Annotated in this window: 30 protein-coding genes, 1 riboswitch and 1 other annotated feature; of the genes, 13 read left to right on the top strand and 17 right to left on the bottom strand. The window is 41.9% G+C overall.

The window, feature by feature from the left end:
* Window positions 1-116 precede the first annotated feature (116 nt).
* Complete coding sequence (locus tag AOX59_RS07940; protein WP_068444301.1) at window positions 117-1,019, bottom strand: glutamate biosynthesis transcriptional regulator GltC; 903 nt, start codon at window positions 1,017-1,019, stop codon at window positions 117-119.
* 364 nt (window positions 1,020-1,383) lie between these two features.
* Here AOX59_RS07940 and AOX59_RS07935 point away from each other — a divergent pair, with 364 nt between their 5' ends.
* Window positions 1,384-1,644, top strand: coding sequence for a biotin/lipoyl attachment domain-containing protein (locus AOX59_RS07935; RefSeq protein ID WP_068444298.1), 261 nt, complete (start codon window positions 1,384-1,386; stop codon window positions 1,642-1,644).
* A gap of 505 nt (window positions 1,645-2,149) precedes the next feature.
* A complete protein-coding gene (locus AOX59_RS07930; RefSeq protein ID WP_068444295.1) occupies window positions 2,150-2,584 on the top strand; it encodes a cell wall hydrolase in 435 nt (144 codons plus the stop codon).
* Window positions 2,585-2,934: 350 nt separating this feature from the next.
* On the opposite strand, the gene AOX59_RS07925 is transcribed toward AOX59_RS07930, so the two are convergent.
* The 4 genes from AOX59_RS07925 to AOX59_RS20105 all read right to left on the bottom strand — a co-directional run bounded on the left by AOX59_RS07925 (window position 2,935) and on the right by AOX59_RS20105 (window position 5,005).
* On the bottom strand, window positions 2,935-3,300 hold the full coding sequence (locus AOX59_RS07925; RefSeq protein WP_068444292.1) for a YuzC family spore coat inner layer protein: 366 nt from the start codon (window positions 3,298-3,300) through the stop codon (window positions 2,935-2,937).
* Window positions 3,301-3,552: 252 nt separating this feature from the next.
* A complete protein-coding gene (locus tag AOX59_RS19175) occupies window positions 3,553-3,648 on the bottom strand; it encodes a YjcZ family sporulation protein (protein ID WP_082684154.1) in 96 nt (31 codons plus the stop codon).
* A gap of 1,040 nt (window positions 3,649-4,688) precedes the next feature.
* Complete coding sequence (locus AOX59_RS19170) at window positions 4,689-4,883, bottom strand: diaminopimelate epimerase (RefSeq protein ID WP_179946425.1); 195 nt, start codon at window positions 4,881-4,883, stop codon at window positions 4,689-4,691.
* Window positions 4,862-5,005 (bottom strand): hypothetical protein, encoded by a 144-nt coding sequence (locus tag AOX59_RS20105; RefSeq protein WP_218917913.1) that lies wholly within the window; start codon window positions 5,003-5,005, stop codon window positions 4,862-4,864. Before AOX59_RS20105 ends, AOX59_RS19170 begins: the two co-directional genes overlap by 22 nt.
* Before the next feature lie 894 nt (window positions 5,006-5,899).
* On the opposite strand from AOX59_RS20105, the gene AOX59_RS07920 reads away from it, so the two are divergent.
* The 8 genes from AOX59_RS07920 to AOX59_RS20700 all read left to right on the top strand — a co-directional run bounded on the left by AOX59_RS07920 (window position 5,900) and on the right by AOX59_RS20700 (window position 13,671).
* On the top strand, window positions 5,900-7,240 hold the full coding sequence (locus AOX59_RS07920; RefSeq protein WP_068444288.1) for an N-acetylmuramoyl-L-alanine amidase: 1,341 nt from the start codon (window positions 5,900-5,902) through the stop codon (window positions 7,238-7,240).
* Window positions 7,241-7,344: 104 nt separating this feature from the next.
* Window positions 7,345-8,631 (top strand): S8 family peptidase, encoded by a 1,287-nt coding sequence (locus AOX59_RS07915; RefSeq protein ID WP_068444285.1) that lies wholly within the window; start codon window positions 7,345-7,347, stop codon window positions 8,629-8,631.
* Window positions 8,632-8,792: 161 nt separating this feature from the next.
* On the top strand, window positions 8,793-8,942 hold the full coding sequence (sspO, locus tag AOX59_RS07910) for a small acid-soluble spore protein O (protein ID WP_068444282.1): 150 nt from the start codon (window positions 8,793-8,795) through the stop codon (window positions 8,940-8,942).
* 210 nt (window positions 8,943-9,152) lie between these two features.
* A complete protein-coding gene (locus AOX59_RS07905; protein WP_068444277.1) occupies window positions 9,153-9,932 on the top strand; it encodes a serine hydrolase in 780 nt (259 codons plus the stop codon).
* Between the two features lie 205 nt (window positions 9,933-10,137).
* Window positions 10,138-10,311 (top strand): hypothetical protein, encoded by a 174-nt coding sequence (locus tag AOX59_RS19590; protein ID WP_156418660.1) that lies wholly within the window; start codon window positions 10,138-10,140, stop codon window positions 10,309-10,311.
* Window positions 10,312-10,500: 189 nt separating this feature from the next.
* Window positions 10,501-10,725: a binding site (T-box leader), on the top strand.
* Between the two features lie 60 nt (window positions 10,726-10,785).
* Window positions 10,786-11,913: a glutamate 5-kinase gene (proB, locus tag AOX59_RS07900; protein ID WP_068444273.1), complete on the top strand. Its 1,128-nt coding sequence runs from the start codon at window positions 10,786-10,788 to the stop codon at window positions 11,911-11,913.
* Window positions 11,910-13,157, top strand: a complete 1,248-nt coding sequence (locus AOX59_RS07895; protein ID WP_068444270.1) for a glutamate-5-semialdehyde dehydrogenase — start codon at window positions 11,910-11,912, stop codon at window positions 13,155-13,157. Before proB ends, AOX59_RS07895 begins: the two co-directional genes overlap by 4 nt.
* 430 nt (window positions 13,158-13,587) lie before the next feature.
* On the top strand, window positions 13,588-13,671 hold the full coding sequence (locus tag AOX59_RS20700; protein WP_418000786.1) for a putative holin-like toxin: 84 nt from the start codon (window positions 13,588-13,590) through the stop codon (window positions 13,669-13,671).
* A 400-nt stretch (window positions 13,672-14,071) separates the two neighbouring features.
* On the opposite strand, the gene AOX59_RS07890 is transcribed toward AOX59_RS20700, so the two are convergent.
* The 8 genes from AOX59_RS07890 to AOX59_RS20535 form a co-directional block, all read right to left on the bottom strand.
* Window positions 14,072-14,473: a hypothetical protein gene (locus tag AOX59_RS07890; protein ID WP_068444267.1), complete on the bottom strand. Its 402-nt coding sequence runs from the start codon at window positions 14,471-14,473 to the stop codon at window positions 14,072-14,074.
* A gap of 182 nt (window positions 14,474-14,655) precedes the next feature.
* Window positions 14,656-15,507, bottom strand: coding sequence for a DegV family protein (locus AOX59_RS07885; RefSeq protein ID WP_068444265.1), 852 nt, complete (start codon window positions 15,505-15,507; stop codon window positions 14,656-14,658).
* A gap of 125 nt (window positions 15,508-15,632) precedes the next feature.
* Window positions 15,633-16,937: a Na+/H+ antiporter NhaC family protein gene (locus AOX59_RS07880; protein ID WP_068444263.1), complete on the bottom strand. Its 1,305-nt coding sequence runs from the start codon at window positions 16,935-16,937 to the stop codon at window positions 15,633-15,635.
* 300 nt (window positions 16,938-17,237) lie between these two features.
* Window positions 17,238-17,352, bottom strand: a riboswitch (SAM riboswitch).
* 141 nt (window positions 17,353-17,493) lie between these two features.
* Window positions 17,494-18,051: an RNase H family protein gene (locus AOX59_RS07875; RefSeq protein WP_068444260.1), complete on the bottom strand. Its 558-nt coding sequence runs from the start codon at window positions 18,049-18,051 to the stop codon at window positions 17,494-17,496.
* Between the two features lie 82 nt (window positions 18,052-18,133).
* On the bottom strand, window positions 18,134-18,358 hold the full coding sequence (locus tag AOX59_RS07870; RefSeq protein ID WP_068444257.1) for a hypothetical protein: 225 nt from the start codon (window positions 18,356-18,358) through the stop codon (window positions 18,134-18,136).
* Between the two features lie 203 nt (window positions 18,359-18,561).
* Window positions 18,562-18,726 (bottom strand): hypothetical protein, encoded by a 165-nt coding sequence (locus tag AOX59_RS19585; protein ID WP_156418659.1) that lies wholly within the window; start codon window positions 18,724-18,726, stop codon window positions 18,562-18,564.
* A 254-nt stretch (window positions 18,727-18,980) separates the two neighbouring features.
* Window positions 18,981-19,685 carry a hypothetical protein gene (locus AOX59_RS07865; RefSeq protein ID WP_068444255.1) on the bottom strand — a complete coding sequence of 235 codons (705 nt, stop codon included), beginning with the start codon at window positions 19,683-19,685 and terminating at the stop codon, window positions 18,981-18,983.
* Window positions 19,686-20,070: 385 nt separating this feature from the next.
* Complete coding sequence (locus AOX59_RS20535) at window positions 20,071-20,877, bottom strand: C40 family peptidase (protein ID WP_068444252.1); 807 nt, start codon at window positions 20,875-20,877, stop codon at window positions 20,071-20,073.
* A 302-nt stretch (window positions 20,878-21,179) separates the two neighbouring features.
* Here AOX59_RS20535 and AOX59_RS07855 point away from each other — a divergent pair, with 302 nt between their 5' ends.
* Window positions 21,180-21,485: a hypothetical protein gene (locus AOX59_RS07855; protein WP_068444249.1), complete on the top strand. Its 306-nt coding sequence runs from the start codon at window positions 21,180-21,182 to the stop codon at window positions 21,483-21,485.
* Window positions 21,486-21,615: 130 nt separating this feature from the next.
* Here the strand turns inward: AOX59_RS07855 and AOX59_RS07850 are convergent, their stop codons facing one another.
* Together AOX59_RS07850 and AOX59_RS19580 are read right to left on the bottom strand one after the other, a co-directional pair.
* Window positions 21,616-22,068: a hypothetical protein gene (locus AOX59_RS07850; RefSeq protein ID WP_068444247.1), complete on the bottom strand. Its 453-nt coding sequence runs from the start codon at window positions 22,066-22,068 to the stop codon at window positions 21,616-21,618.
* A 191-nt stretch (window positions 22,069-22,259) separates the two neighbouring features.
* The gene (locus tag AOX59_RS19580; protein WP_237049394.1) at window positions 22,260-22,487 is read right to left on the bottom strand and encodes a DNA/RNA helicase domain-containing protein; all 228 of its coding nucleotides are present in this window, start codon (window positions 22,485-22,487) and stop codon (window positions 22,260-22,262) included.
* 172 nt (window positions 22,488-22,659) lie between these two features.
* Between AOX59_RS19580 and AOX59_RS20695 the strand changes: the two genes are divergently transcribed.
* Window positions 22,660-22,743, top strand: coding sequence for a putative holin-like toxin (locus AOX59_RS20695; RefSeq protein ID WP_418000785.1), 84 nt, complete (start codon window positions 22,660-22,662; stop codon window positions 22,741-22,743).
* A 380-nt stretch (window positions 22,744-23,123) separates the two neighbouring features.
* On the opposite strand, the gene AOX59_RS07845 is transcribed toward AOX59_RS20695, so the two are convergent.
* Window positions 23,124-23,600: a DUF4188 domain-containing protein gene (locus AOX59_RS07845; RefSeq protein WP_068444244.1), complete on the bottom strand. Its 477-nt coding sequence runs from the start codon at window positions 23,598-23,600 to the stop codon at window positions 23,124-23,126.
* Window positions 23,593-24,156: a PadR family transcriptional regulator gene (locus tag AOX59_RS07840; RefSeq protein WP_068444240.1), complete on the bottom strand. Its 564-nt coding sequence runs from the start codon at window positions 24,154-24,156 to the stop codon at window positions 23,593-23,595. The genes AOX59_RS07845 and AOX59_RS07840 overlap by 8 nt, the downstream gene beginning before the upstream one ends.
* A gap of 431 nt (window positions 24,157-24,587) precedes the next feature.
* Between AOX59_RS07840 and AOX59_RS20690 the strand changes: the two genes are divergently transcribed.
* Window positions 24,588-24,671 (top strand): putative holin-like toxin, encoded by an 84-nt coding sequence (locus AOX59_RS20690; RefSeq protein ID WP_418000784.1) that lies wholly within the window; start codon window positions 24,588-24,590, stop codon window positions 24,669-24,671.
* Window positions 24,672-24,846: the final 175 nt, after the last annotated feature.

The following is a 24,846-nucleotide window of genomic DNA, read 5'->3' as shown; positions in this document are numbered from 1 at the left end:
ATGTTCGCGTATACGATGAAGATTAGGTGGGGGGATGGCTGCCAGTACATGTCCGATTCGTTCATCTAACAATCAGTGGGGGAAGAAAGAAAACCCCCACTGATTGAAGATTCACTTTATTGAAATTGCTGCAGGCGTGAGAAAAACTGCTTGACGAAATCATAAAACACTTCTTCGGATGGTGACAGTGTTTTCTCCTTAGGTTTAATGATTCCAACAGTTCGCCTGACTTCCGGGAGTTCGAGTGGGATTTTAACGGTCATGCCGGGCGTTGACTCATGAAATGTGCTTTCCGGTAACAAGGTGATACCGACCCCCGCGGAGACGAGCCCTTTGATGGCGTCAAGATCTTCTCCCTCGGCAGAAATCGTTGGGTTAAAGCCTGCTTGTCTGCAGGCATCCATCGTTATTTTATTCAGGATATAGCCGTCCGGGAAACTGACAAATTGATCATTTTTCATATCAGCGAGTGATACACCATTTCTTTCGGCAAAAGGGTGTTTAATCGGCAGTAATGCCATTATTTGTTCAGAAAATAAAATATGGGATTCTATGTCAGGTTCATCTTTAGGGACCGGTCCGAGAAATGCGACTTGTATGTCACCTTTTTTCACGGAGTCGATCAGATAACGATACGAGCCCTGGCGCAATTGAAATCTGGCATTCGGATATTCATTTTTAAAAGCAGAAATGACACTCGGCATCAAATGACTGGATAAGCTTGTCGGAAAGCCGATTTTGATTGTTCCGCGTTCAGGGTCCAGGTATTCATCTATTTGCTTGGTGGCGTTGTCAATCGCTTCCATGGCAACCTTTGTATAGTCATAAAATGTTTTTCCGATCTGGGTTAATTTAATATTTCGGCCTTCACGTTTGAACAAATCGACTTCAAGTTCGCCCTCCAGATTGGCAATTTGCCTGCTTACGGCTGACTGGGCAACATGTAAATTGGCAGCTGCTTCGGAAACGTGTTCCCATTCTGCTACCTCCATAAAATAGCGTAATTGGCGTAATTCCATCACTATCATCCACCATTCATATCAATAATTGATTAATTCAATCTAAATTATATATTGATTCGATTGAATTGCAAACTTATAATTACTAATATACAGCAAATATGGAATTAAATGATAATAATAACTAACAAGAGCCCTCAGGGAGTGAAAGGAGGCCGGTTATATTGAAAATCATTCAACGTCAAAAGGTTTAAAAATTTATTTCACTTCACAAGTATCTTGAATTTTCCCGTCTTATCAACATGAAGAATTCACAAGACAACAGGTGGTAAACGTTTCGAAACCGGATCGAATAGAAGGTTTATGGCTAAACAGGCATTTTAAGCTAACTCACGGGAATCTAAATAAAGGAGATGAACCTAAAATGAAATATGAAGTATTTCCAAGACGTTGGGGTTACGAACACATTGTTACAGCCCCGCTTAAAGGAAGTGTGGAAAGTATCAAGATCGAATCAGGGGAAAAAGTTCGCGAACAGCAATTATTAGTAATGATTCGAGCAGAACGGGGAAATGTAAAACAAGTTCTGACCGGGACAAGTGGGAAAGTAGAAACATTAACGGTCAAAGTTGGTGACAAAGTAGTCCATGGCGATGTTCTCTTTTTTATAAAGGAAGATTTGTAAGTAATGAATTTAGTAACCTTACTCGATAAAATGCTCTACAAAATAGACTGGAAAGCTTAAATAATTTTTTTGATAGAAGGTTTAGAATGCAGGGTTCTCATTGACACAATCTTAGATTTTCTTATGCCTGACAAACATTTAAAGTTTTCAAACAGGCGTTTAATGCCTTTGCTTTATGATATAATTCAAGGAGCGGGGCACCAGATAAAGTCTTCATACTACACCTAAAATTCTACTCAGACTTGCTTCTTTATTATAATTCCTTAGTATGCTTCTTGGCTATCCACTTTAGTAATTCTTTTTCATCGATTGTTAATTTCGATTAATCTTATTTTTAAATTCACAAACTACATTTATATATGTGTGGTTTCCTCAGATGCGTTCATTACCCTTCAGCCCTGCCTGCCTTTCTTATTAAGCAATATACCGTGAACTTCTCGAGAGTAACACCTATTTAATGACACTAAAGCAGGCTTTATTCATACAATATTTTGGGGTGAATAAAATGCCAATCGTAAAATACACAGATTCAGACATTGATTTAATGGCAAGGATGATGAGAGCGGAGGCTGTAGGTGAAGGAAAACAAGGAATGTTGTATGTCGGAAATGTCATTGTTAACCGTTCTAAAGCGGATTGTTTAGATTTTAGAGATATAAGAACAATTCGAGAAGTCATTTTTCAAGTTCAAGGAGGAAATTATTCGTTTGAAGCTGTCCAAAAAGGTAATGTATTTTATCAAAGAGCGCGGTCAACTGAAAAAAGATTAGCAAGAAAGAATTTGAATTATTGGAGACAACACCCGGCGAAATATGCTCTTTGGTATTTTAACCCATATGGTCCATGTCCTCCAACATGGTACGGTGAACCTTTTTCCGGTCAATTTAAAAATCATTGTTACTATGAACCGGCAGCTGGAACATGTGCCAGTGTTTACTGAGTTATTTTCATTGTATTTATCCAAGAAAATAAGTTTATGAAATATTGAGCTTAAAACGGGCGCACTTGTTCATCAAGGCGTCCTTTTTGCGCTACGAGCAGTCGCGCCTAGTGTAATAACTACGCTTAACAAATTTTAGTGTCTGAAGGAGATGCGGAAAATCGAGAGACCCGCAGTCGGGAATGCAGACCTAAATGCAAGGGTGTGAAGTACACTCGGCGCGGTAAGTTGGTGACCATCCGAAAATAATGGAAAACCCGTGACATCATGATGGCTAGTCCAAGCAGAAGAGGCCGGGGGTCAGACCCTTTTGAGCAAGCCTCTTCGCTAATTGGAATTTTCTATTAGCACTAACGCCAGCGCAATGCAATAAATAACCGGCAGCACTCCATATCGGCTACCTTTGATGTGAATTCTAACCGCAAGCCATCAGGGTTATAATCAATATCTATATCGGACGTTACGCCTATAGATTGAATTAAGCGTTTTACCTCCTCGATATCTGAGTCTTGTGCAGCGTACATTAATTCAGCATCAAATTCTTCTGACTCAGATAATTTATCAAGGACCATACCAGCTTCGTCCATAAGTTTTTTAGATTCATTCGCTGATTGACACAACAGGTTAGGATCAACCGGTGGATATTGACGAATGGGAAAATAATTGTTCTGCCAGTAAGGGTGATGATAGTAATAAGGGTGGTATGAATAATACATGAACAGGTTCCCTCCCGGAAAATGCAAGATAATAAACTATATGCACAAATGCTTGTTTAAGGGACTCCCTGAATGTCATTTTCACTTCAACACTAAATGGAATCAAAATAATCCCTACTCAACAATCTTTTATATGTAAAATGGGCGCTGTCACTCATTTTGTTTTTGCTTACAAACTTTATAGAATAAAGAGTCAGCTGACATTGTTGTATCCCTTTTTAATAGGAGGGGCAAAAAAGCCCCTTTCCTATTTTAATATTTGGTAAAACTGGTACCGACGATAATAAGAAGGATAAACAAAACGACGATCAGCGCAAATCCGCCGCCGTATCCACCATAATCAGACATACATATACTCCTTTCTTACAGCTGATATTCATGAGGGTTTCATCACAAATAGCATGTTTTCCTGCTTAAATCCTGAGTGTCAACTGTTTTTAGACAGCTGGAGATGTATCGCATTATTTAATCAATTGGCACCTCATAAAACATCATATGTTAAAAAGCTGATTTCGAGTGGACGATTGACAGGTGGGATAATTTTAAACAATCGATTTAAAAGGCGCATTCCTGTCAGAAGGAATACGCCTGTTTGGTCAGGATGTTCTTTTGAAATATATTACCGCGTCTGAAAACGAGGAATGGAAAGCGATCTGCATGCGCCGTACATTGATGTCTGGAATGTGCATCATGAAAAAGACCTAGAATTCCGAAAGATCATGAATTTTTAGGAATAAATTACCATTTTCCAAAAATTACAAGAATTCTAAATTAATTTGTTGTATAATAATAAGGACGGGTTATATTAGAGTGTGCCTCCGATTGAGGTGGCAGTAATGGCTTCTTTTACTTGACGGCTTCAAATCCTGTGGGCGAAAGGGGTTGAAGTTCGTGATACCAGTTGGCAAGGCTATCGAGTTGATACTAATGTTTGGAACACTCGTATTGTTAATGGTTGGTTCTAAGGGAGAAAAGTAGTCACTCTGCCGTCTATGAAGTCCGGGTATATGGTAATTACTTTTTTCCCGAGCCCTATTCGAAGCCGTCGCGCTCTATTTTTTTACCGTCCGAGTCGCAAGTGGCAGCTTGCGACTCGCTTGCGGTCTTCCGAAAAATTAGCCAATTTCATTTTATTTCTTTTCTGCAATAAATATTCCAGGCAAAATGATCTTTGCTAAAATGCTTTAATAACACTTTTGTCGTATTACTATTATACCATAAATTCATAATCTATTAACGTTATTTCAACATCTCATTCCTTGCTTTTCAATTCCCATTAAAACAGTTCGTATAACATCCCGGTAATTGAGCGGGTCAACATAAAAATCTCTATCAGATTGTAGTTTCAATTGGCAGTATTAACCATAATCGTTGTTTCATATAACCTGTTATGCCAATTCGCCATGGCATATATAGGAAGCCGTTCCTTGCATCAATACATGGCCATTGTTAGCCAACTCGATGGTTAAATCTCCTCCCTGCATGGGCCGCTTTGCATCCAGCATATCATTTAAGGCAGCTGCTTTAACCGACGCACAGGCACCCGTTCCACATGCCATTGTTATTCCTGATCCTCTTCCCATACCCGGTAATCTATTTCCTGCCGATGTTTCACATGAGCGATTCCCAGATTCACGCGTTCCGGAAATAGACTGGAATGTTCAATAATTGGACCGATAGCTTCCGGCGATGGGCGGTTTTTCATCGAAGACAAAAGCAGCGTATGCCGCATCATGAAAAAGACCTAGAATTCCAAAAGATCCTTGATAAATTAGGAATAAATTATCATTTTCCAAAAATTACAAGAATTCTAAATTGATTTGTAGTATAATGATAAGGACGGGCAATATTAGAGTGTGCCTTGGATAAGGGCGGCACGAGAATGGCTTCTTGTACTTGACGGCTTCAAATCCCATGGGCGAAAGGGGTTGAAGTTCGTGATACCTGTTGACACAACCATCGAGTTGATGCTCATGTTTGGAACATTTGTATTGTTTATGGTTGATTCGAAGGGAGAAAAGTAGTCGCTCTGCCGTCTATGAAGTCCAGGTAAATGGTAATTACTTTTTTCCCGATTCCCATTCGAAGCCGTCGCACTCTATTATTACCGTCCGAGTCGCAAGTGGCAGCTTGCGACTCGCTTTCGGTCTTCCGAAAAATTAACCAATTCCATTTTATTTCTTTTCTGCAGCAAATATTCCAAGAAAAATGACCTTTAGTAAAATGCTTCCACACCACTGTTGGCTTACTGCAATTATACCGTAAACGATTATTCATAATCTTTTAAGACTAATCCACCATCCCAGTCCTTGTTTCTCACTTCCCCTTAAAACCATACGTATAACATCCTGAAAATTAGCCCGGTCAACATAAAAAATCCTTCTATCAGATTGACGGTTCACCTTGCAGGGTCAAACAAAAGACTCGCAATTACTCCGATTAGTATAGCATATTAAGCATTCAATTTATCAATATGCTTCACTTTACTTAAGATAACCACCTCTTTTTCTCGAAACCGGCATGTTTGTACAGTTCTCCAACACTTCCCTTCATAGTATATTACCGCAAGCCAATATATCCCAGAAAGGAAGATTAGCAAATGAAACTTTATCTGGATTCCGGGCATGGCGGATCAGATCCGGGAGCACAGGGCAATGGCATGCTGGAAAAAGACATCGTGTTGGATATTGCCCAGCGCATCCGGACAATTCTTACCACCGGTTATGAAAATGCCGAAGTCAGGATGAGTCGTACGACGGATACGACCAAAAGTTTGAATCAACGTACAACGGAGGCGAATGCTTGGGGTGCTGATTATTATCTGAGTATCCATTGCAATGCCTTTAATGGTTCAGCGCGAGGATATGAGGACTATATATACAGCGGTTTATCAGATTCCTCTGCGACAGCACGGTACAGGCATATCGTGCACGAAGAAATGATGGAGGTGAACCAGTTACCGGACCGTGGAAAGAAAAAAGCCAATTTTCATGTATTGCGTGAAACCATAATGTCCGCGCTTCTTACGGAGAATGGCTTCATAGACAATGAACTGGATGCCCGGTTAATCAGTGATCCATCCTGGCGGCAAAGAATCGCACAGGCCCATGTCAATGGCCTTGAAAGAGCGTTTGATCTGCAAAGAAAGCAGAGTAATGACACACTTTATAAAGTAATTGCAGGATCCTTCCAGTCAAGGGAAAATGCAGAACAGCGATCGGCTGATCTGCAATCACAGGGATTAGAGTCCTTCATTGTTCTATTCTCCGCCTCCGGTGTGCAATGGTACCGCGTTCAGGCTGGCGCTTTTTCCTCGAGAGAGAATGCAGAAAGGCAGCTGGAGCAAGTAAGAAATGCCGGTGTGGAAGATGCTTTTATTATCACGGAAGACACAGATCCAGAAAACGGAGAAACAGACGGATACCCGGTTGCCGGAAAAATATACCTTTCTCCGGAGCTGATGGACCAATATGTCAAAGAGATAAATCCTGACGCCTCTACACTTGGAAGCTACTATCTTGAAATTGGAGAGCATTATGGAATCAGGGGGGATATCGCCTTTGCACAAGCAATGCATGAGACCGACTTTCTTCGATTCACCGGTATTGTCCAACCCGAACAGAACAACTTTGCAGGAATAGGTGCGACTGGACCGGATAACCCGGGGGCAAGTTTTGATACCGAACAGCAAGGAGTTCTTGCCCATATTCAGCACCTCTACGCCTATGCTTCCAGTGAGCCCCTCCCGAATGGATATCCATTGGTGGATCCCCGGTTTGATCTGGTAGATAGAGGTTCTGCACCGACATGGGTGGCTCTTAATGGGAAGTGGGCAGTCCCGGGAGATCAATACGGGCAGTCCATTTTGGATATCTATGAAAGAATGGTAAGTAACGCTATAAGCAACCTGGAGGAAATGGTGGAAGATATAGGAGATTAATCCATTTTCTGCCTTTTTCCATCTTTTCTGATACACCTTCATTAATCCTCCTCCTCAGAAGATACGTACGATGTATCAACTTCTAAAGAGAGGAGGTAACATTCATGTTAGGTTTTTCCATGATTCAAATGGTCCGAAAAGATGGCAAAAAGCTGGATAAAACAATGCGCCGGGAGATGGTGAATTTTTACCGGCCCTTTCGATTGGTCCCTTGTTTTCTGCATCGGCCATTTGAGTATGTACGGAAAAAGACAAAAAAGCTCCCTGTCCTTATAGAATTTGACCAAGAATCATTTGCAGGCGGAATGAATGAAGTAAAAAATAAATGCGGGCACCTTCGTGAGCATCCCTCGATTTCATGCTGCTCCACGAAAACCTCTGTCGAAAATATCGAATACCTGGTCAAAAATGGCAGGCATATCAAAAAAATCCATTACGACCGAAAAATGACGGCGCTGCTTGACACCGCTGTTCCATCCATTAATGCCGATGAGCTGTGGCAGGAGGGACTTATAGGAAAGGATATGACTATCGCAGTAGTCGATACAGGAATCCACCCACATGAAGACCTGCAAGGCCGCATCATCGGGTTTTCCGATTTTGTAGGCGACAGAGCAGATCCGTACGATGACAATGGACATGGTACTCATTGTGCAGGAGATGCAGCCGGGGATGGAAGTCAATCCAATGGAAGATACCAAGGACCTGCAACACAAGCCAACCTGGTCGGTGTAAAAGTACTGGACAAAATGGGTTCCGGCTCACTCTCCACCGTCATCGAAGGAATTGATTGGTGCATCCAAAATCAATCGGAGTACAATATTCGTATCCTTTCCCTTTCCCTGGGTTCAGATGCAACAGAATCAGCAGAAGATGATCCGGTCGTAAAGGCTGTTGATGCGGCCTGGGACAACGGAATTAGTGTTTTTGTCGCTGCCGGTAACTCAGGACCGGAATCACAATCCATTGCCAGTCCGGGTATAAGTCCAAAAATTATCACCATTGGTGCGGCAGATGATAATGACACAGAGGAACGTTCCGATATTGCGGTCGCCGATTTCTCAAGTCGCGGTCCGACCATCGACGGCATCACTAAGCCAGATCTATTGACCCCGGGTGTGAATATTGTTTCATTAATGGCCCCGGGATCGTTTATTGCTAAAACAAATAAAAATGCTCGTGTGGATTCCGGCTATATAGCCTTATCGGGAACATCAATGGCCACACCTATCTGTGCCGGGGTCGCGGCTCAGTTTATGGAACAAAATCCGGAGTTGTCGCCGGATCAAGTGAAGGATCAACTGATAGCGGCATGTGAAGATATAGGACAACCTCCCAATGCGCAGGGCAATGGTTATCTGGATGCTTCTGATACAATTCCTGCTGACTAAAGTGAAGTCAAGTGTTCAACAAATACCAGAAAAAGGTGTTCTGACAGCCAACTTATTGTTAAGGGGAGTCGGAAAGCTTGAGCTCCCGCTTGTAAAAAAGACACACGGATTTTGTTAAATAACCGCCATCCGGGCCAAACTATGGCGCGGAGGTGTTAAAAATGGCAAATGACAAAAAAAGAACGAATGGTGTTAGTGATGAGCAGGCGGTACGGAAGGATCTTACAAGAAAATATGATCATGAATTTGCCAATGAACCGCTGACTGAAACGGAAAAAGCAAACAATAAAAAAACGAAAAAACGGCAGTAAAACATGAAGGGGAGTGGATTTAGCCACTTCCCTTTTTTCTTAGGCTTTAATTTCAATGAATCATAGCCGTCATTCAAAACGTATAATTAAATAACAGCTAACAGCATCGGGGGAAGGATTAGATGGCGGGATCGACAATTTCCGGTGGCGGGGCGGCAACATAGACAGAAGGGGAAACAAGCTTAACACCAATAAAGGGGGATATGCAGGATGAGCATCAAACAATTAGAAGCTGATGTGCGCAGTATAATCTCCGGTTTTCATTCACCCGTTGGAATAACAATCAAAAATGAAACCGAGACGCTCAATATCAATGCAAACAGTCGGATGCCTGCTGCAAGCGTCATAAAAATCCCCATCATCATGGAAGCGTTCCGGCAGGCTGAAAATGGTGGTTTGGATTTGTCAGAAACCTTGAGTGTTCCAGCTGACACTATAGTTGGCGGTTCCGGTGTATTACAGGCTTTGTCCGAAGATGTTTCCATGACGGTGCTCGATGTATTGACGCTGATGATTATTGTCTCGGACAACACCGCTTCTAATCTGGCGCTTAAATGGGTTGGAATAGATCATGTGAACAGGCTTTGCCGTGAGCTGCAATGTCATCATACGGAAATTCAGCGCTATTTTATGGATATGAAAGCAGCCGAAGAAGGCCTTGAAAATACGACAACAGCAGGAGATATGGTCAATTTTCTTGAAGAAATTGCGTCACCGTGGTTGTTAAGCCGGAATTCAGCCAAGCGCATCCTTCACATCATGACCCGACAGCAACTGAGCTCCAAACTGCCTGCCTATCATACCAATGACGATATCATCATGGCCAATAAAACCGGAGAACTTGCGGATGCTGAGCATGATGTCGGCATTTTTCAATTTCAAGAGAGGACGGTTTTTGCAGCCGTGCTGATGGATAGGGTGAGCGATCATGTCGCTGCCCGGCAGGCAATCGCCCGTATCGGCAAGATGATTATGGACCGGAACTACTGAAGAATGTATCACAACCGAATCACAGCAAAAACGCCCGGTAGCTTAAATGATTACCGGGCGTTTTTTGATGGCTGGATTTCGCGTCAATATTTAAGTACCTCTGCCTGCTTCTTTTTCGGGAGGTAACAGCAAGTTATTTTACGAATAGGTAAAAAGAAAATGGACAGTAATAAGAAAGGAAAAAGAAATTTAAGCGAGGTGACATATGATGAAATTACAAAAAGTGCTATTGGGAACCTCTGCAGTAATCCTCTCTACAGGGTTGTTGTTCGGGTGTGGGGCAAATAATGATGAACAGGAGCCAGATCCAACTGAAGAACCTTCTGAAGAACAGAATCAAGGAGAAAACGAAATGGAAGAAGAGCAAAATCAATCATAATCGTTTATGAAGCTTATCCTTGAAGGATTATGGTACGCAAGGCCGTTTGGTGTATACGCACTATGCGGTCTTTGTTTATGTGAAACCCCCATTCGACAATTAACGACAAAATTAGGGGAGTGACAGTACCCGAGAAAAAACGCTTGACATTCCCGGTCAAGTGGACCATAATATATTCTAAATTAGTAAGATTCGGCGTTGACAGGGGTCAGTAAATAGTACACGGAACGAAAGAGAACGGAGTCCACCGGCTGAAAGACTCCAGCGTTTTTCATACTATTGAACCTACCCTTTGAGCTGCTGGGCGAATAACCCGGCCGTTCTCCCGCGTTACGGGGAAGAGAGGGCATCATCGTTGTGTGATGCCAAAAAAGGTGGTACCGCGGAGCTTAAGACTCTTTTTCCGTCCTTTGCAGCATTGTGCGAAGGATGGAAAAGGGGTCTTTTTAGTTTGTAGAGGAGATGTATGATTCTATGACGATGAAACGAATTGTGGTGAAGATCGGCAGCAGTTTGTTAACGAATAAAAACGGAGGGCTCAGCGAAAGCAAACTGAACGAACACGCAGATGCATTGGCATATCTGAAAAAACAAGGCTATGAAGTAATCTTGATTTCCTCAGGAGCTGTTGCAGCCGGCTTTAGCGAGCTTGGTTATCCGTCCCGTCCCGTTACACTCGCAGGTAAACAAGCGACAGCCGCGGTGGGCCAGGGATTGTTAGTGCAGGCTTACACAGAGACCTTAAAGGCTCATGGAATCGTTGCCGCACAATTGCTGTTAACGCGAAAGATTTTTGGCAATGAAGCCCAATACGGGAATGTTTACAATACGCTGACCGAGCTTTTAAAGCGGTCGGTTTTGCCGATTATAAACGAAAATGACTCGGTTGCCGTTGATGAATTGACTTTCGGAGACAATGATATGCTGTCTGCGCTGGTCAGCGGTCTTGTCCATGCGGATTTCTTAATCATGCTGACGGATATTAACGGACTGTATGAGAGCAACCCGCAGACAAATCCCACAGCTAAGCGTTACGATTTTTTGCCTTCGATTACCGAGGATCTGTTTAATCATACCAAAAACGATTCGGGTTCCAAATTCGGGACAGGCGGGATGACATCAAAACTGTCAGCTGCCCACACGGCCCTGTCACTCGGCGTTCATACATTTGTTGGAACCGGTAGCGGACAGGAAAAACTACTGGATATTTTGAATGGGAAGGGCGATGGCACCTATATTGGCGACAGGAAGCCCCACAATTTAAATAAGCCGAAACAATGGATTGCTTTACACTCACCTATTTCAGGAAAAATCGAAATCGATGAAGGGGCAGAGTTGGCGATTATGTCGAACGGTAAAAGTTTGCTGCCGGCGGGAATCAAAGCATTTGAAGGCATGTTTGACATAGGGGATGTGGTCGAAATCACGAACGCCAACAAAACGGTTATAGGAAGAGGCCAGGTGAATTATTCGTCCTCGGATTTAAACAGGATTAAAGGGCTGGCGAGCGCGGACGCCATGGTGAAAACGGAACGAAACCGCCCGGAAGCGATTCACCGCGATCGATTGGTACTATCTTTGAAGGAGGAAAAAATGCTATGAGCGAATTAATCACAAAAGCACAAAAGGCAAAGGCGTCTGCTCAAGGCCTTGGTGTTAAAACGACAGATCAAAAGAATGCCGCGTTGCATTTGATGGCTGAACATCTCATGAGTGAAACGGATTTTATCATCAACGAAAATGAAAAGGATATCGCAAACGCAAAACAAAAAGGATTTCCTGAAGCCCTGATCGACCGTCTTGTGTTAAATGACCAAAGAATCAATGATATGGCGGATGCGCTCAAACAACAGGCTGCCTTAAGTGATCCCATTGGTGACGTGTTGGAATCGTGGGACCGCCCTAATGGCATGAATATCGAAAAGGTCAGGGTTCCCCTCGGTGTCGTTGGGATGATATATGAGGCAAGACCTAACGTGACGGTGGATGCCGCAAGTCTTTGTTTAAAAACAGGAAATGCCGTCCTTCTAAGAGGCAGTTCCTCAGCACTTCATTCCAATAAGGCGCTTGTAGACGTTATTCACCGTGCACTTGAGAAATCGGACATTCCTGAGGATGCCGTGCAGCTGCTTGAAGATAATAGCAGAGAAACAGCTGCTGAAATGTTCAAGCTGAATGACTATCTTGACGTTCTGATTCCACGCGGCGGAAAGAATCTCATTCAAACCGTTGTGGAACAATCGTCCGTTCCGGTATTGGAAACAGGTTCGGGAAATTGTCACATCTTTATTGATGAAAGCGCTGATCCGCAAATGGCGATTGATATCACCGTCAATGCCAAAACACAGCGCCCGTCAGTCTGTAACGCTGCGGAAACAGTCATTGTACATGAAACGTGGGCGAAAAATAATTTGCCTGAACTTGTGAAAGCTCTTCAAGATCATGATGTTGAATTGCGTGGCGATGACAGAGCGCGGGAAATAGCAAGGAATCTCACGCCGGCAACAGAAGAAGACTGGGAAACCGAATACCTGGATAAAATTTTAGCCGTCAAAATTGTATCAAACGTGCATGATGCCATCGCACATATCGGCCGTTATGGCACAGGCCATTCCGAGGCGATTATTACAGAAACGGACGATCATGTGCTGGAATTTTTCAACAATGTGGATGCGGCAGCTCTTTATCACAACACCTCAACGCGTTTTACAGACGGTTTTGAATTCGGATTTGGCGCTGAAATCGGCATTAGCACACAAAAATTACATGCCCGCGGACCGATGGGACTGCCCGCGTTAACCTCAACGAAATATATAATCCGCGGTGAAGGACAAATCAAAGAATAAGCCCCGTGAATATTCCTTGCATCAGGTAAAGTTGTTCCGGTCTTGAAAAATGGGGCCGGAATGACAACCATGCGGATTGTTACAGTTATATAATCATTCTTTTGTTTGATGATCTGAGGCCGTTCGGTGTATGCGCACCATGCGGTCTTTGTTTGTATCATAAACATAATCATAATTTTGTATAGCCACAGTTTTAATATACAGATAGAGGAAAAGTTTGCATCCTGTGTTTTAAAAATATGTCAGGGTATTGAAACCAGAAATACAAACAGGAAAATATGAATAGCTATAATTCATAAATTGCAGTGAAGATTTGAGGAAGAGGAAGATAATTAAACAATACTTAATTCAAGGCACCTATGCTATAATAGACTCAGTGTAATAAGGCTTTCATGGGTGGTGGCTCACTCCCTTTTATAGAAAGGGGGTGATGCCTATGACAGTTTTCGAGTCATTAATTGTGATGATTGCGTTTGCAACGCTTGTTGTTGCAATTCTGTCAGAAATGAAGTAACCACCCTGTCAGCCTAGCCAGCATTTAGGGTGGATTACTTCTCCTCAATGTGAGCTGCCCCCTTGAAGGGCTATTGCACACAAGGCCGATTGGTGTGAAAGCACTAATCGGTCTTTATTAATATATTTCCTACCTGTTTATATTATACATCATTTGTGCGAATAATAAAACAAAAAGTTTAGCGAACAGGCTTGGCATCTTAGCATATTGCTGTGCACTTTTCGTTTATGTGAAAACCCCATTCGACATTTATTGATAAAAATCGGTAAGTGACACAGACACCAAGTCATGACAATCGAGAGTTTTGCTGAAAAAGGGGTAAAAGTGAGTGATTGTTATGGGGCTGGTACCGGGAACATCAGCCGGAAAGCCGACAACAACTCAGGAAGGCTGACAGGCATCAGGTTTGGTTTTTCAGAAATTTCATGTGACAGCTACCTTTTGTATCGTGACCCTCAACGCTTAGTGTATGAAAACGTCTTGTTGCAGTAAAAGTGAACGTTCCATTTTCATCAGCTGTGAATGTTTTCGTGTATAAAAGATCTTTCATACTTCTCAGTTCGAGTGTCAACGAACCTTCTTCTACAATGACATCAAATTGGAAGGTAAATGGTTCAGATTTTTTCAGGAAAAAATAATAATCATCAGAGCCTTTAAATTTTTCATAAGAGATATCAAGTTTATTACGCCGATGATTGTGAAAATATTTATTTTTCCTTACATCTATGAATTTCAAAATACCTTTTTTGTATAAAAAGAACCCAATAATAATAAAGATTAACAATCCGATAAGTTCATCCACTCGAAGCCCTCCCTCGCAAAAACAATTTCTCTATGCTTCATTTACAGTTATAGACAATGACCATTCCAAAAATGGGAAAGCTGTATAATCATATTTTGGCTTAGGAAAATGAGCCACACCATGCATCGGACCTCGGAGAAATACAAAATTAAGTCAGAGCTTCGGTAAGTGAAGGCACCAAGTTAAACTTCTAATCCTGCAATCCCAAAGCCCCCAGGTCCTGCATGAGTCGAAATCATAGCACCTGCCTGCATCCATTTTATATTTTTGAATTGGTTTTCTTTTGCGATTTCGTCCATCCGCTGCATGATACTTTCATCAAGTCCGATTGAGTATAGGAAATAGAGTTGTTCCCGGTCGATGTCGTACTGATTTAAATAATCCTCCATGAGTTTTTCTGCAACACTACTCATTTTCCCGCGATACTTCTTTGTAGAAATAAGTTTTCCTTCAACTAATTCAATGCGTGGCTTTAATTTCAATAAAGCCCCTCCAAGATAGGCCATATTGCTGACACGTCCACCTGCTTTTAAAAATTCTAAGCTGCCGGGAACAAACGCAAGCCTTGATTTAGGAATAATTGCTTCAATTTTTTCTATCAATTTATCAGGTTCAATCGCAGGATCTTTCTCTAACAAGTTAACTGCATACATCACAATAGCAGCTAATCCACCAGTCACATTCAAAGCATCAATGAGAAAAAGATTATCAAAGTCCTCTGAAGCGATGATCGCATTTTGGAAGGAAGAAGATGCCTTTGACGTATAACCAATATGAATAATGGTGCAATCAGGAAAATCCGCTTTTATCTTTGTGAAAAAGTCATGATACTCATTGGCATTTGTCGATGTTGTAGAGGGTATTTTTTTGGTGCGATCATAATAGTCATAAATATCCTTTACGGGCAACGTCCCATCCAAATAATCCTGCCCATCCATGATGACGTGCATCGGAACGATTTGAACAGCACTTCTGTCAGCCAACTTCTTCGGTAAATCCGCTCCACTTTCCGTCGATAAAATAATTTTTCTCATTGTACATCCCTTGTATAAAAAGTTGTTACCGTTCGTCTTAAGTATTATGTTCAACTATACATTATAAGGGGAAATTATTCATTAAGAATCTGAAGCAACCCTTGCTATCATCCATGGAGCCCCCATTAATTTCCTCTCGTCGAAAACCGTGGGTACCCCGTTGCAATGGCGATCGCACCGGCTATTCCGAGCAGAATTGGATAAATACAATAGGGCATGATCGAAACAGGCGATATCGATGCAACACCGGCTACCGCCAGCAATTGTGCACCATATGGCAAAATCCCCTGAAAAGCACCTCCAAAAATATCCAGCACACTAGCTGTCCGGCGCGGGTCGACACCGAATCGTCCTGAAATCTGTTTAGCTAATGAGCCGACGCTGATAATCGCAATGGTATTATTGGCCGTTGAAACGTCAAAGACACTGACGAGTCCGGCAATGCCCGCTTCAGCCCCTTTTGTCGAGTGAATCCGCTTGCTGATGGTGTGCAGCAGGAAGTCGATCCCACCATTCACACGAACCAGTTCAACCAATCCGCCAAGTAAAATCGACAAAAGGGCCAATTCCTGCATGCCGGCCATACCATCACCAAGCAAATTCAGGAATTCCATGACATCAAACGCACTGTAAAAAAGCCCGACTGCCCCGGCGAAAACGATTCCGCCGATCAACACGTAAATCACATTTACCCCAGCGACGGCAAAAGTAAGTACAGCAAGATAGGGAAGCACCTTTACCAAGTCATACGGGTGATCACCGCTGATCGAGCCGCCGGCATCCCATGTCATGACACCAAAAATAACAGCAGTCACGATGGCGGCCGGAAGAGCAATAAAGATGTTGACTTTAAATTTATCGTTCATTTTGACAGCCTGTGTTTTTACGGCCGCAATGGTTGTATCCGAAATGATTGATAAATTATCACCGAACATCGCCCCACTGATGATGGATCCTAAAATCAATGCAGTGCTCATTCCGGTCTGATCGGCGAGACCGACACCAATCGGAGCGAGCGCAACGACCGTGCCGACAGAACTCCCCATAGAAATGGAAATGAAGCAGCCGATAATAAATAAGCCAACAATCAGTAAGTTTTCAGGCACAAAAGTCAGGCTGAGATTGACGGTTGATTCAACTGCACCGACCCCCTCTGCAACCGCGGAGAACGCACCGGCCAGCAGGTAAATCATGACCATTAGCATGATGTTGGGGTGTCCGGCCCCTTTAGTCAAGTGGTCAAGCTTATCTTGAAAAGCAATTTTTCTGTTCATGAATAATGCAGCCAAAACAGCGATAAAGACGGCAACAAGTACTGGTAATTTATAAAAATCTCCATTGAGAAGTCCAGAACCGATAAATAAAACTAGAAATATGATAAATGGCAATAATGCCGATGCGCGTCCTTTGTTCATTTCCGGTGCATTCATTGCTGTTCCTCCATTCGCTGCTGCATTCTTGTTGGTTCAAGTTTGTGGAAAAATAACGGATTGATGTATTGTGGAAGGTCGATATATCACTGCTTGTCTCCTGTATTTACAGGGGTTGTTGCTTTTTTGCGAACGCAGTGGAAATAGACGCACTCTCCGCGGGCAAACCTCTTTGGCCCGTACCCCACTTGCGGGGTCACACACATCCACTTTTGAAGAGGCTCAACCCTCAACCATTCAAATCAACTAGAAGTTTAAAAAACAAAAAAACCTTCCGTTTTGGAAGGCGTTCGTCCGGACACCTTATCTTTCAAAACGCTTGAAACCGCGATTTGCTGGAGTTGGCACCTTACAATTACGTCTGCAGGTTGCCGGGCTTCACAGGGCCAGATCCCTCAGCCACTCTGGATAAGTTATATGAAATTAGGTAACAAAAACTTTAATATACTATTGCAGTGATGTCAATAGACCCGGATCGGCTTTTCATTATATGGCTATCCCCCGGCCTGCCGAATCATTTAAACCTATCTCCAGATTCTGAAGCCAACCAATCTTCTTATGTAATCAGTTCTCGTGCAGCATTGTGAGCGGCTTTCAAAAATGGATTATGCTTCTTTTGGTTTCTGGTTAGTGGTGAGATATCTACCTTGGTGTTTGGATGTTGGCGTGATGTCTGTTCAAATGTGAAGATTAATTCCTTCTGTGCTCTTTTGAGGCAGGTATTTTTAAATGAAGTTCTTTGTGTCAGGATATTATCAATATAATCCAGATCGCTATAGATCAGCACGCTTGAATAACTTCCTCTGACATTTTGAGGGAATTTTTTCAGAGCACTGATAATGGCTATAATCTCAGCAAATACGGAAATTGAACAATCTCTGGTTTTATTAATTAATTGATATTTCTTCGTCACGGTTCCATTATAAACATAGCAGAAACCTGCTGCCATCTTTTTCTGTGCATTCACCGATGCGTCACAGTAGATTGTTAAGACGTCCCGGCTGAAATATTGGTTGTAAATCCAATCCTTATATTCTTTTTCAATTGGTTCTTTTGATCTTCCCCAAAAATCAGGTAGCGCTGGCACGGGCTTTTTGCTGCTTTTTTGTCTCATTATCTAATCTCCTCAATAATTGGAATAGTAAAGACAGTGAACGCAACGAACGGCGAAATGGAGCAGGGGAGGGGCATACTCATTATTTATTTCTTTCGCTCTTTTTCTCTTTAATCTGCTTAATCCATTCATCGATCTGGTCTTTTGTCCATCCGGCTTTGTCCCCGATCATGACGGTAGGTTCAGGCAGTTTATCTCTTCCTTTGTAAACGGATAACTGCCGTGTGCTGTAATACATCCCTTCTTCTTTGGCAATGTCAGCAAATTCCTTTAGTCCATAGTATTGCACCGGTTGTTTGGAAGTCATATAGTCCACCTCGCATACATCAACTGTTTTTGTTTCTCTTCCAGCGTGTTTTGTACAAAAGCACAAATGTCGACAGGGTGATGAGCATTAAGCGATGGAAATAGCAATAGTCGCTGTGAGCATCGGATCAACTCCTTGACAAATGTGGTATGGCAAGGGCATGATAAACATATAATAGTGGTGAGGCAAGGGGATGATTCCCCTTAACCTCGGTTGTTAGTTTTAGAATCCTTCTCCGGTTGGTGCGGAGTTGGATTCTTTTCTTTTCGACAATGAAAATCCCGATACGTCGTTACGATTGACGCAACAAAACCAACGATCGCTGTAATGAGACCTAAAACAGCCGTTAGAAGCCCAATCTCGTTCACTATTATTACTCCCTCTTAAAGAGGGTAGGGTATCTATTATACCCTTACTATAAAGGTATATTATGGAGTTGAGTAAGTCAACGGTTAAATATCAGAATTTTCTTTTACTAATGGATGCGAAATTAGTCTTCCACATCAATGAGGTGACACCAAATTGGCAAACAGTGCCTGGCACCATTTTCTTATTAACTCCTTATTCCATTCGACATTTATTGACAAAATTCGGAAAGTGACTAGCACAGGCCTTAAGAAACCTATTCCGCTGTATGCCGTCGTTCGATTTTAGTTTTTCCGTCAGGTAACGCGACTTCACTCATGTTATCCAGCTCACAGTTTTTCCTGGCGTTGTTGCATTTCTCCTGCCACTGTCTGATTGTGACCTTCTCACCGGTCTTTTTGGCTTCCGCGATCTTAGCGTCTTTTTCTGCCTGTTCCTTCTCTCTTTTCTCCACTAACGGTTTTGCATAAGCGGCTGCCTGCTCGTATGTAAATTCCTCGCCAACTGCTTCAATGAATTCTTCATCAACCAACGTCTGCCACCCGCCTGCGGTTTTGGCAACACCCAATTCTTTCAATAACTCTGCTTCATGGCCGAAAATAACATAACCATTTAACAGCTTTCCACTGCGTTTATTCACTTTAATCGTTGTTGTGCCATTCATCAAGTCTTCTTTTCGCTTGGCATCCCGTTCGATTGCTTGTTGCTTAAATTTCTCTTCAATTTCATCGATGACCTTCAGCTCTTCATCTGTAATCTCTAATTCTTTCACCAGCATGCCCGCTATTTTGTAATATTTAAAGAATGTAATTATGTTGCGTTTCCGTGACAGGTCCCTGACGATGATGGTGTCATCAACTTCTTCCGTTTTGACGACATAATCATTTCTGGCATTTACAATCAAGTCGAAACTGACTTCCTGATCGTTTATTATGTTTCTTATGATTAATGTATTTTCCATTTTTCTCACGACCTTTGGCGATTTTTATCTTATGACGTATTAAGCCTATTATAACAATGAATGTTCGTTGTGTGAAAAATGTTGGAAGCGGTGCAGTGTTTATTTTCATAGAAATAAGCGGATGAATGGGTGGGGATATATTCCAATATTGTGAACTTCGGCGAAAAAGTTGTGAACTTCAGCGAAATCTGTGACAACTTCAGCCAAAAGCGGTTTTGGCTTTGATTTGTAAATGCCGAAAATAAGCGAGGGGGGGCCGGGGCACAACTTGTAAATTAATATAAAAAACGAACGATAATGAAGGTTAGCGGAGTTTATTTTCAAACAGCCCCCGATCCCTTTCTAATTATCGTTCGTTTTTGTATAATCCTAATCGTTTTAACTGTTAATCAAATGATTTAGCGCCTAAATATCGATCTTGCCAATAGTCTATATTCATGTCAGCCACTTCAACACCAGTTTCTTCAGTCCCCGCGTGAATCATTTGGTTGTTTCCGATATAGATACCGCTGTGTGAAGCGCCCTCTTTATCATATGTTGCTTCAAAAAATACAACGTCACCAACACTAGGTGAATCAACATGTTCACCATCTGAGGTCCACATATCAGCATGTTCTCTGCTCAGATTAATGCCATTCTGTTCAAAAACATAGTTAATAAACCCACTGCTGTCAAATCCTTCACTTGGCGTTTCGCCTCCAAATGTATAAGATTCTCCTATTAAACTCTCTGCAGTAGCCACAACATCAGAATCTGAAGGGGAACCAGATGACGTTGAATTCAGATTCATCGTCTCGGGTTGTGTTTCAGTTTCGGACTTAGCTTCGGTTTGGTCGCCAGATAAAGATAAGGCTCCCTTCGTTTCGGGACCAACAATTCCATCAACTGCCAATCCATTGTCGGACTGAAAATCCTCCACAGCATCTTTTGTGATCGGTCCGTAGATGCCGTCAAGATTATATGTATAATAACCTTGGGAAGCAAGCTCGGATTGAACGGACTCGACTGCTTCACTGCGGTCACCTTGTTTTAACAGTGATGTTTCTGATGCTTCAACAGAAGAACCAGCATCTGAAGAACTTGCGTTAGCCTTAGCTGATACATTTTCACCTAATGCAGGTGTGAATGCCAACGAGGCAACGAGTGCGGTGGAAACGACGGACGTCCTAATTGGATGGTTAAGTTTCGTCATTCCGAAATCCTCCTAGATAAAATTGGTAGTTTGAAGCCTTGCCATGTGGTTTAATAAGCTCCTCATCACGTCTTCAAACTAACACCCATTTTATCAGTTAATTAATACAGACAGGTTTCACTGATTTTAAGATGTAATTATGGTTGTTTTACATGAAATTTGTTTGTATTTATTGTAGCGGATGAATATTAAGAAATGATTGCAAGAATAAATTCAGAAGAGATACAATTAACTTTATAGGAATACTTGTTACCCAAGTTGGAGGAGTACATAATTAATAATTCTATTATGGAGCGTTTGTTATGGTAGGACATTTCTTATCCGAAAACCAAATGATTCAAGGGACAGATAAACACATTTTAGATTATTGGAAATGGGCTTACTCGACGGTTGCGGATTATTATATTTTTTGTTTACTCCATGAAAAAGATCGAGAAAAAATAAACCCGTTAAGTATGGATCAATGGGAATTTTACATCCTACCTACGGGAATATTGGATCAACTGAATAAGAGACAAAAGAAAATCTCCTTACGCCCTTTGCAACGCATATGCAAGGCCGTAGCTTATCATGAAATAAAGCCTAGTTTGGATCGGTTAATTGAGTAATATGGATGATATCTTAGTAGAAGAGTATGTCATTCTGGAGAGGTATCTGCTAAACGTTATGATGATATTTGTATAGTTAAGTCCGCGGAACAATCAACTATAGAAAGAAATCCTCATGTAAAACCTGGTGTTAATTATTTTCAAGCTTGCTAATCAATTCTTTCCTTGGCACAATGTCTTTGGCTGGTGGTTCTTCGCTGTTGTCATTCTGAACCTTTTTATAAAGTGAGTTCACTTCATTTTCATATAAATATTTGGCATCTTTTTTATCGAAATTTTCCACAAGACCCATGGCATCATTCATACTGTTCATATATGCAGGGTCTGGCCCCTGTACGAATTCTTTAAGCATTTTCGGGTTTTTCTTCAAAAAGATCTTGATTTCGGTTGGCATGTCTCGGAAGATATTTTCATGATGGCTAATGGCATTGTCCATAATCTTATCGATTTTGTCATGGTTAAATTGGCTGTCCTCGGAGTCTTTATCTGACGCTTCAATATCAGAGCTTCCTTCAGTTATAACAATTCCTGCAGTAAAAACAAGCATCGCTCCTGTTAATATGATCAATAGCCCTTTTTTCATTCTAACGCACCTCGTTAAAAAGAATATTTGACATCATTGTAACACCATGAAAAATATGGTAAAACCTGAGGTGTCAATTTTTTTGTGTAATAGGTCATAAATGGTTAATGGGTCATGGATTACTATATAGCACGGCTGTACCAGTCTTCGGTAAGAAAAAGATCTGTAATCAACTCAGTAGTTTTGTGAGATTAATGATAAAACCCTTTATTTTCTGCAACCATATCAGTTTTGCCAGGTGAGAAATCATTATATTCATAAGTTTTGTTCAGTCGTGATTGGAAGTATTTATTCAATTCGGGAACTGTGCAAAATACGAAACAACCCTTTTGACCACGTGTCATAAGTGTACGATAGGTATTGTGAATAATGTCATCTGCAATCGATTGTGTTTCAAACCATACACACTGGAAGTTCAAAACATCTCGTTGCCTAAAGCAATATAATATCGGGAAGTAACAGGCACCTTGGTAGTGGCAGGCGAGAGATAGTGAAGTTTTGAATTTGAAGGGAAAATCTTATGCTATAATAGATTCAGTGTAATAAGGCTTTCATGGGTGGTGGCTCACTCCCTTTTTCAGAAGGGGGGTGATGCTGGTGACAGTTTACGAGTCGTTAATCTTAATGGTTGCGTTCGCAACGTTAGTTGTTGCAATTCTGTCAGAAAAGAAGTAACCACCCTGACAGCCTGACAAGCATTTAGGGTGGTTATCTCTCCTTAATGTGAGTCGCCCCCTTGAAGGGCTGTTGCACATAGGGCCGTTTGGTGTAAGAGCACCAAACGGTCCTTATTAATATATTCTATCTCTAATTGTATTATACATCATTTGCTGGAATAATAAAATTGAAATGAAGAGATTGGTGAGATTTTTTAAATTATTTTCTTCAACCGTCAATGTATCATTCTGCGGTATACTGCTATTCTGTATTGAACACGATAGAAACTAGAAGCCTAGGAAGGTTTTAAATCCTGCTCGCTGATGTTTCGCATTGAATTTTCAACAGAAACGGATTGTCCTATAATTATTTAGATTCAGCTGCAGAGTAACGCACAATTACTTCACACTCAACCACTTCTCAGCAGTCCTTACCTCAGCAGTCACCGGCATATGTCCGGAGGCCTTAGCCAGCCCATAAACGGGCATGTTTCCATAAATCGCTTCATAATGCCCTTGTGGCACGACATACCTTTCATGATAAATTCCGACTGCATCGGTATCGCCGATTTTTCGGTTGAAATTCTTCCATGCTGTGAGATGCTTTTGCCCTTTGGAATAGGCAAGCAGATCCTCCTTGGACCGCCAGTACGTGATCATCACCGTCGTGCGCAGTCCGAAATAGTTTTCCATCGACAGAAAACCAAGCTCCTCCTGATTTTCATACAACTCCCGAATCATGCCCGGCATTGTCGTAAAAACCGGCAGCCATTTCCGGATGGCAAGCCGTTTGTTGATGCGCATGCCAATCAAAAATACGACAACATCCCGGTTGTTTTCCGTTGTATACCGCCCTTCAAAAATGTGGTTACCCATGATTATCCCTCCCAGAATTAATTTGATCAATCGTGTCAGTGCACCAATCAATCGCGGCTTTTGTCCGTCGTTTGCCATAATCCAGGGTGAAAAGCCAATATGGTGCATCCTGTTTGTTACGCATATGTGAGGCAATCGTCTCCTCAATCACTTCATACGTGCTGTACCGCTCTTTAAGTTTTTCCTGATAATCTTCAAGCTGTCTGATGGTCGTGTCAGCGTACTGATGGCGGCTGAAAAAAAGCTTCAGCAGCACAGCATTCCTTTCAGCAGGTATCTTGTCAATCGGGGTTTGCAACCATTCCTGTAATGCCGCCTCGCCTTTTTCTGTGATAAAATATTCCTTTTTATCCGGCCCGCCAGCTTGCGTTGTGTCCCGAACCGTCGCCAGTTCATCCGTCACAAGCTGCTTCAGCATCGGATAAACTTGGCCATAACTGATCTTCCAAAAGTGATTCAAACTCCGGTCGATCATTTGCTTAATAGCATACCCCGAGCGGCAATCCGTCGTGAGCAGCCCGAGAATGGCATATTTCGTATCATTGGATTTCTTCATGGAATCACCTATCAATATGATATGTATCTTTTTGATATAGTATACAGGAATATTTGTGAATGACAATAATATTTTGATAATTTTTGATGAATGAGCCTGTTTTTGGAGATGTTTATTGTGAAAAGTTGTTTAATTGTGTTTGGGTGTACAGAAATGTGTATACCGATCATTGGTTAAAGGTAATTTGAAAGTGGGTTTACATTGCAGGTAAAAACATGATGCCTTATGAAGCTATGGAATTAATAAAGCCAGGGGGGAATACCTGCAGAAGCATTTTAATTCAAAGTGGTACAAAAATAAATCGAACAGTGTCTGGAACTGTTCGAGTAAGATTATCGGTGATACAGTCTCCTGTAACTATGATATAATAGATTACAGTGTAATAAGGCTTTCATGGGTGGTGGCTCACTCCCTTTGATAGAAAGGGGGTGATGCCTATGACAGTTTACGAGTCATTAATCGTAATGATTGCGTTCGCGACGCTTGTCGTTGCAATTCTGTCAGTAAAGAAGTAACCACCCTGTCAGCCTGACTAGCAACTAGGGTGGAATTACTTTCACTTTGTGAGTCGCCCCCTTGAAGGGCTGTTGCACTCAAGGCCGTTTGGTGTAACACCACCATTCGGTCTTTATTAATATATTTCCTATCTGTATATATTATACATCATTTGCCGAGATAATAAAACTGGAA

It is taken from the genome of Lentibacillus amyloliquefaciens (assembly GCF_001307805.1).
Classification (GTDB): domain Bacteria; phylum Bacillota; class Bacilli; order Bacillales; family Amphibacillaceae; genus Lentibacillus; species Lentibacillus amyloliquefaciens.
The sequence above is the reverse complement of the archived record's forward strand: the minus strand, read 5'-3'. Positions and strand labels throughout refer to the sequence as shown.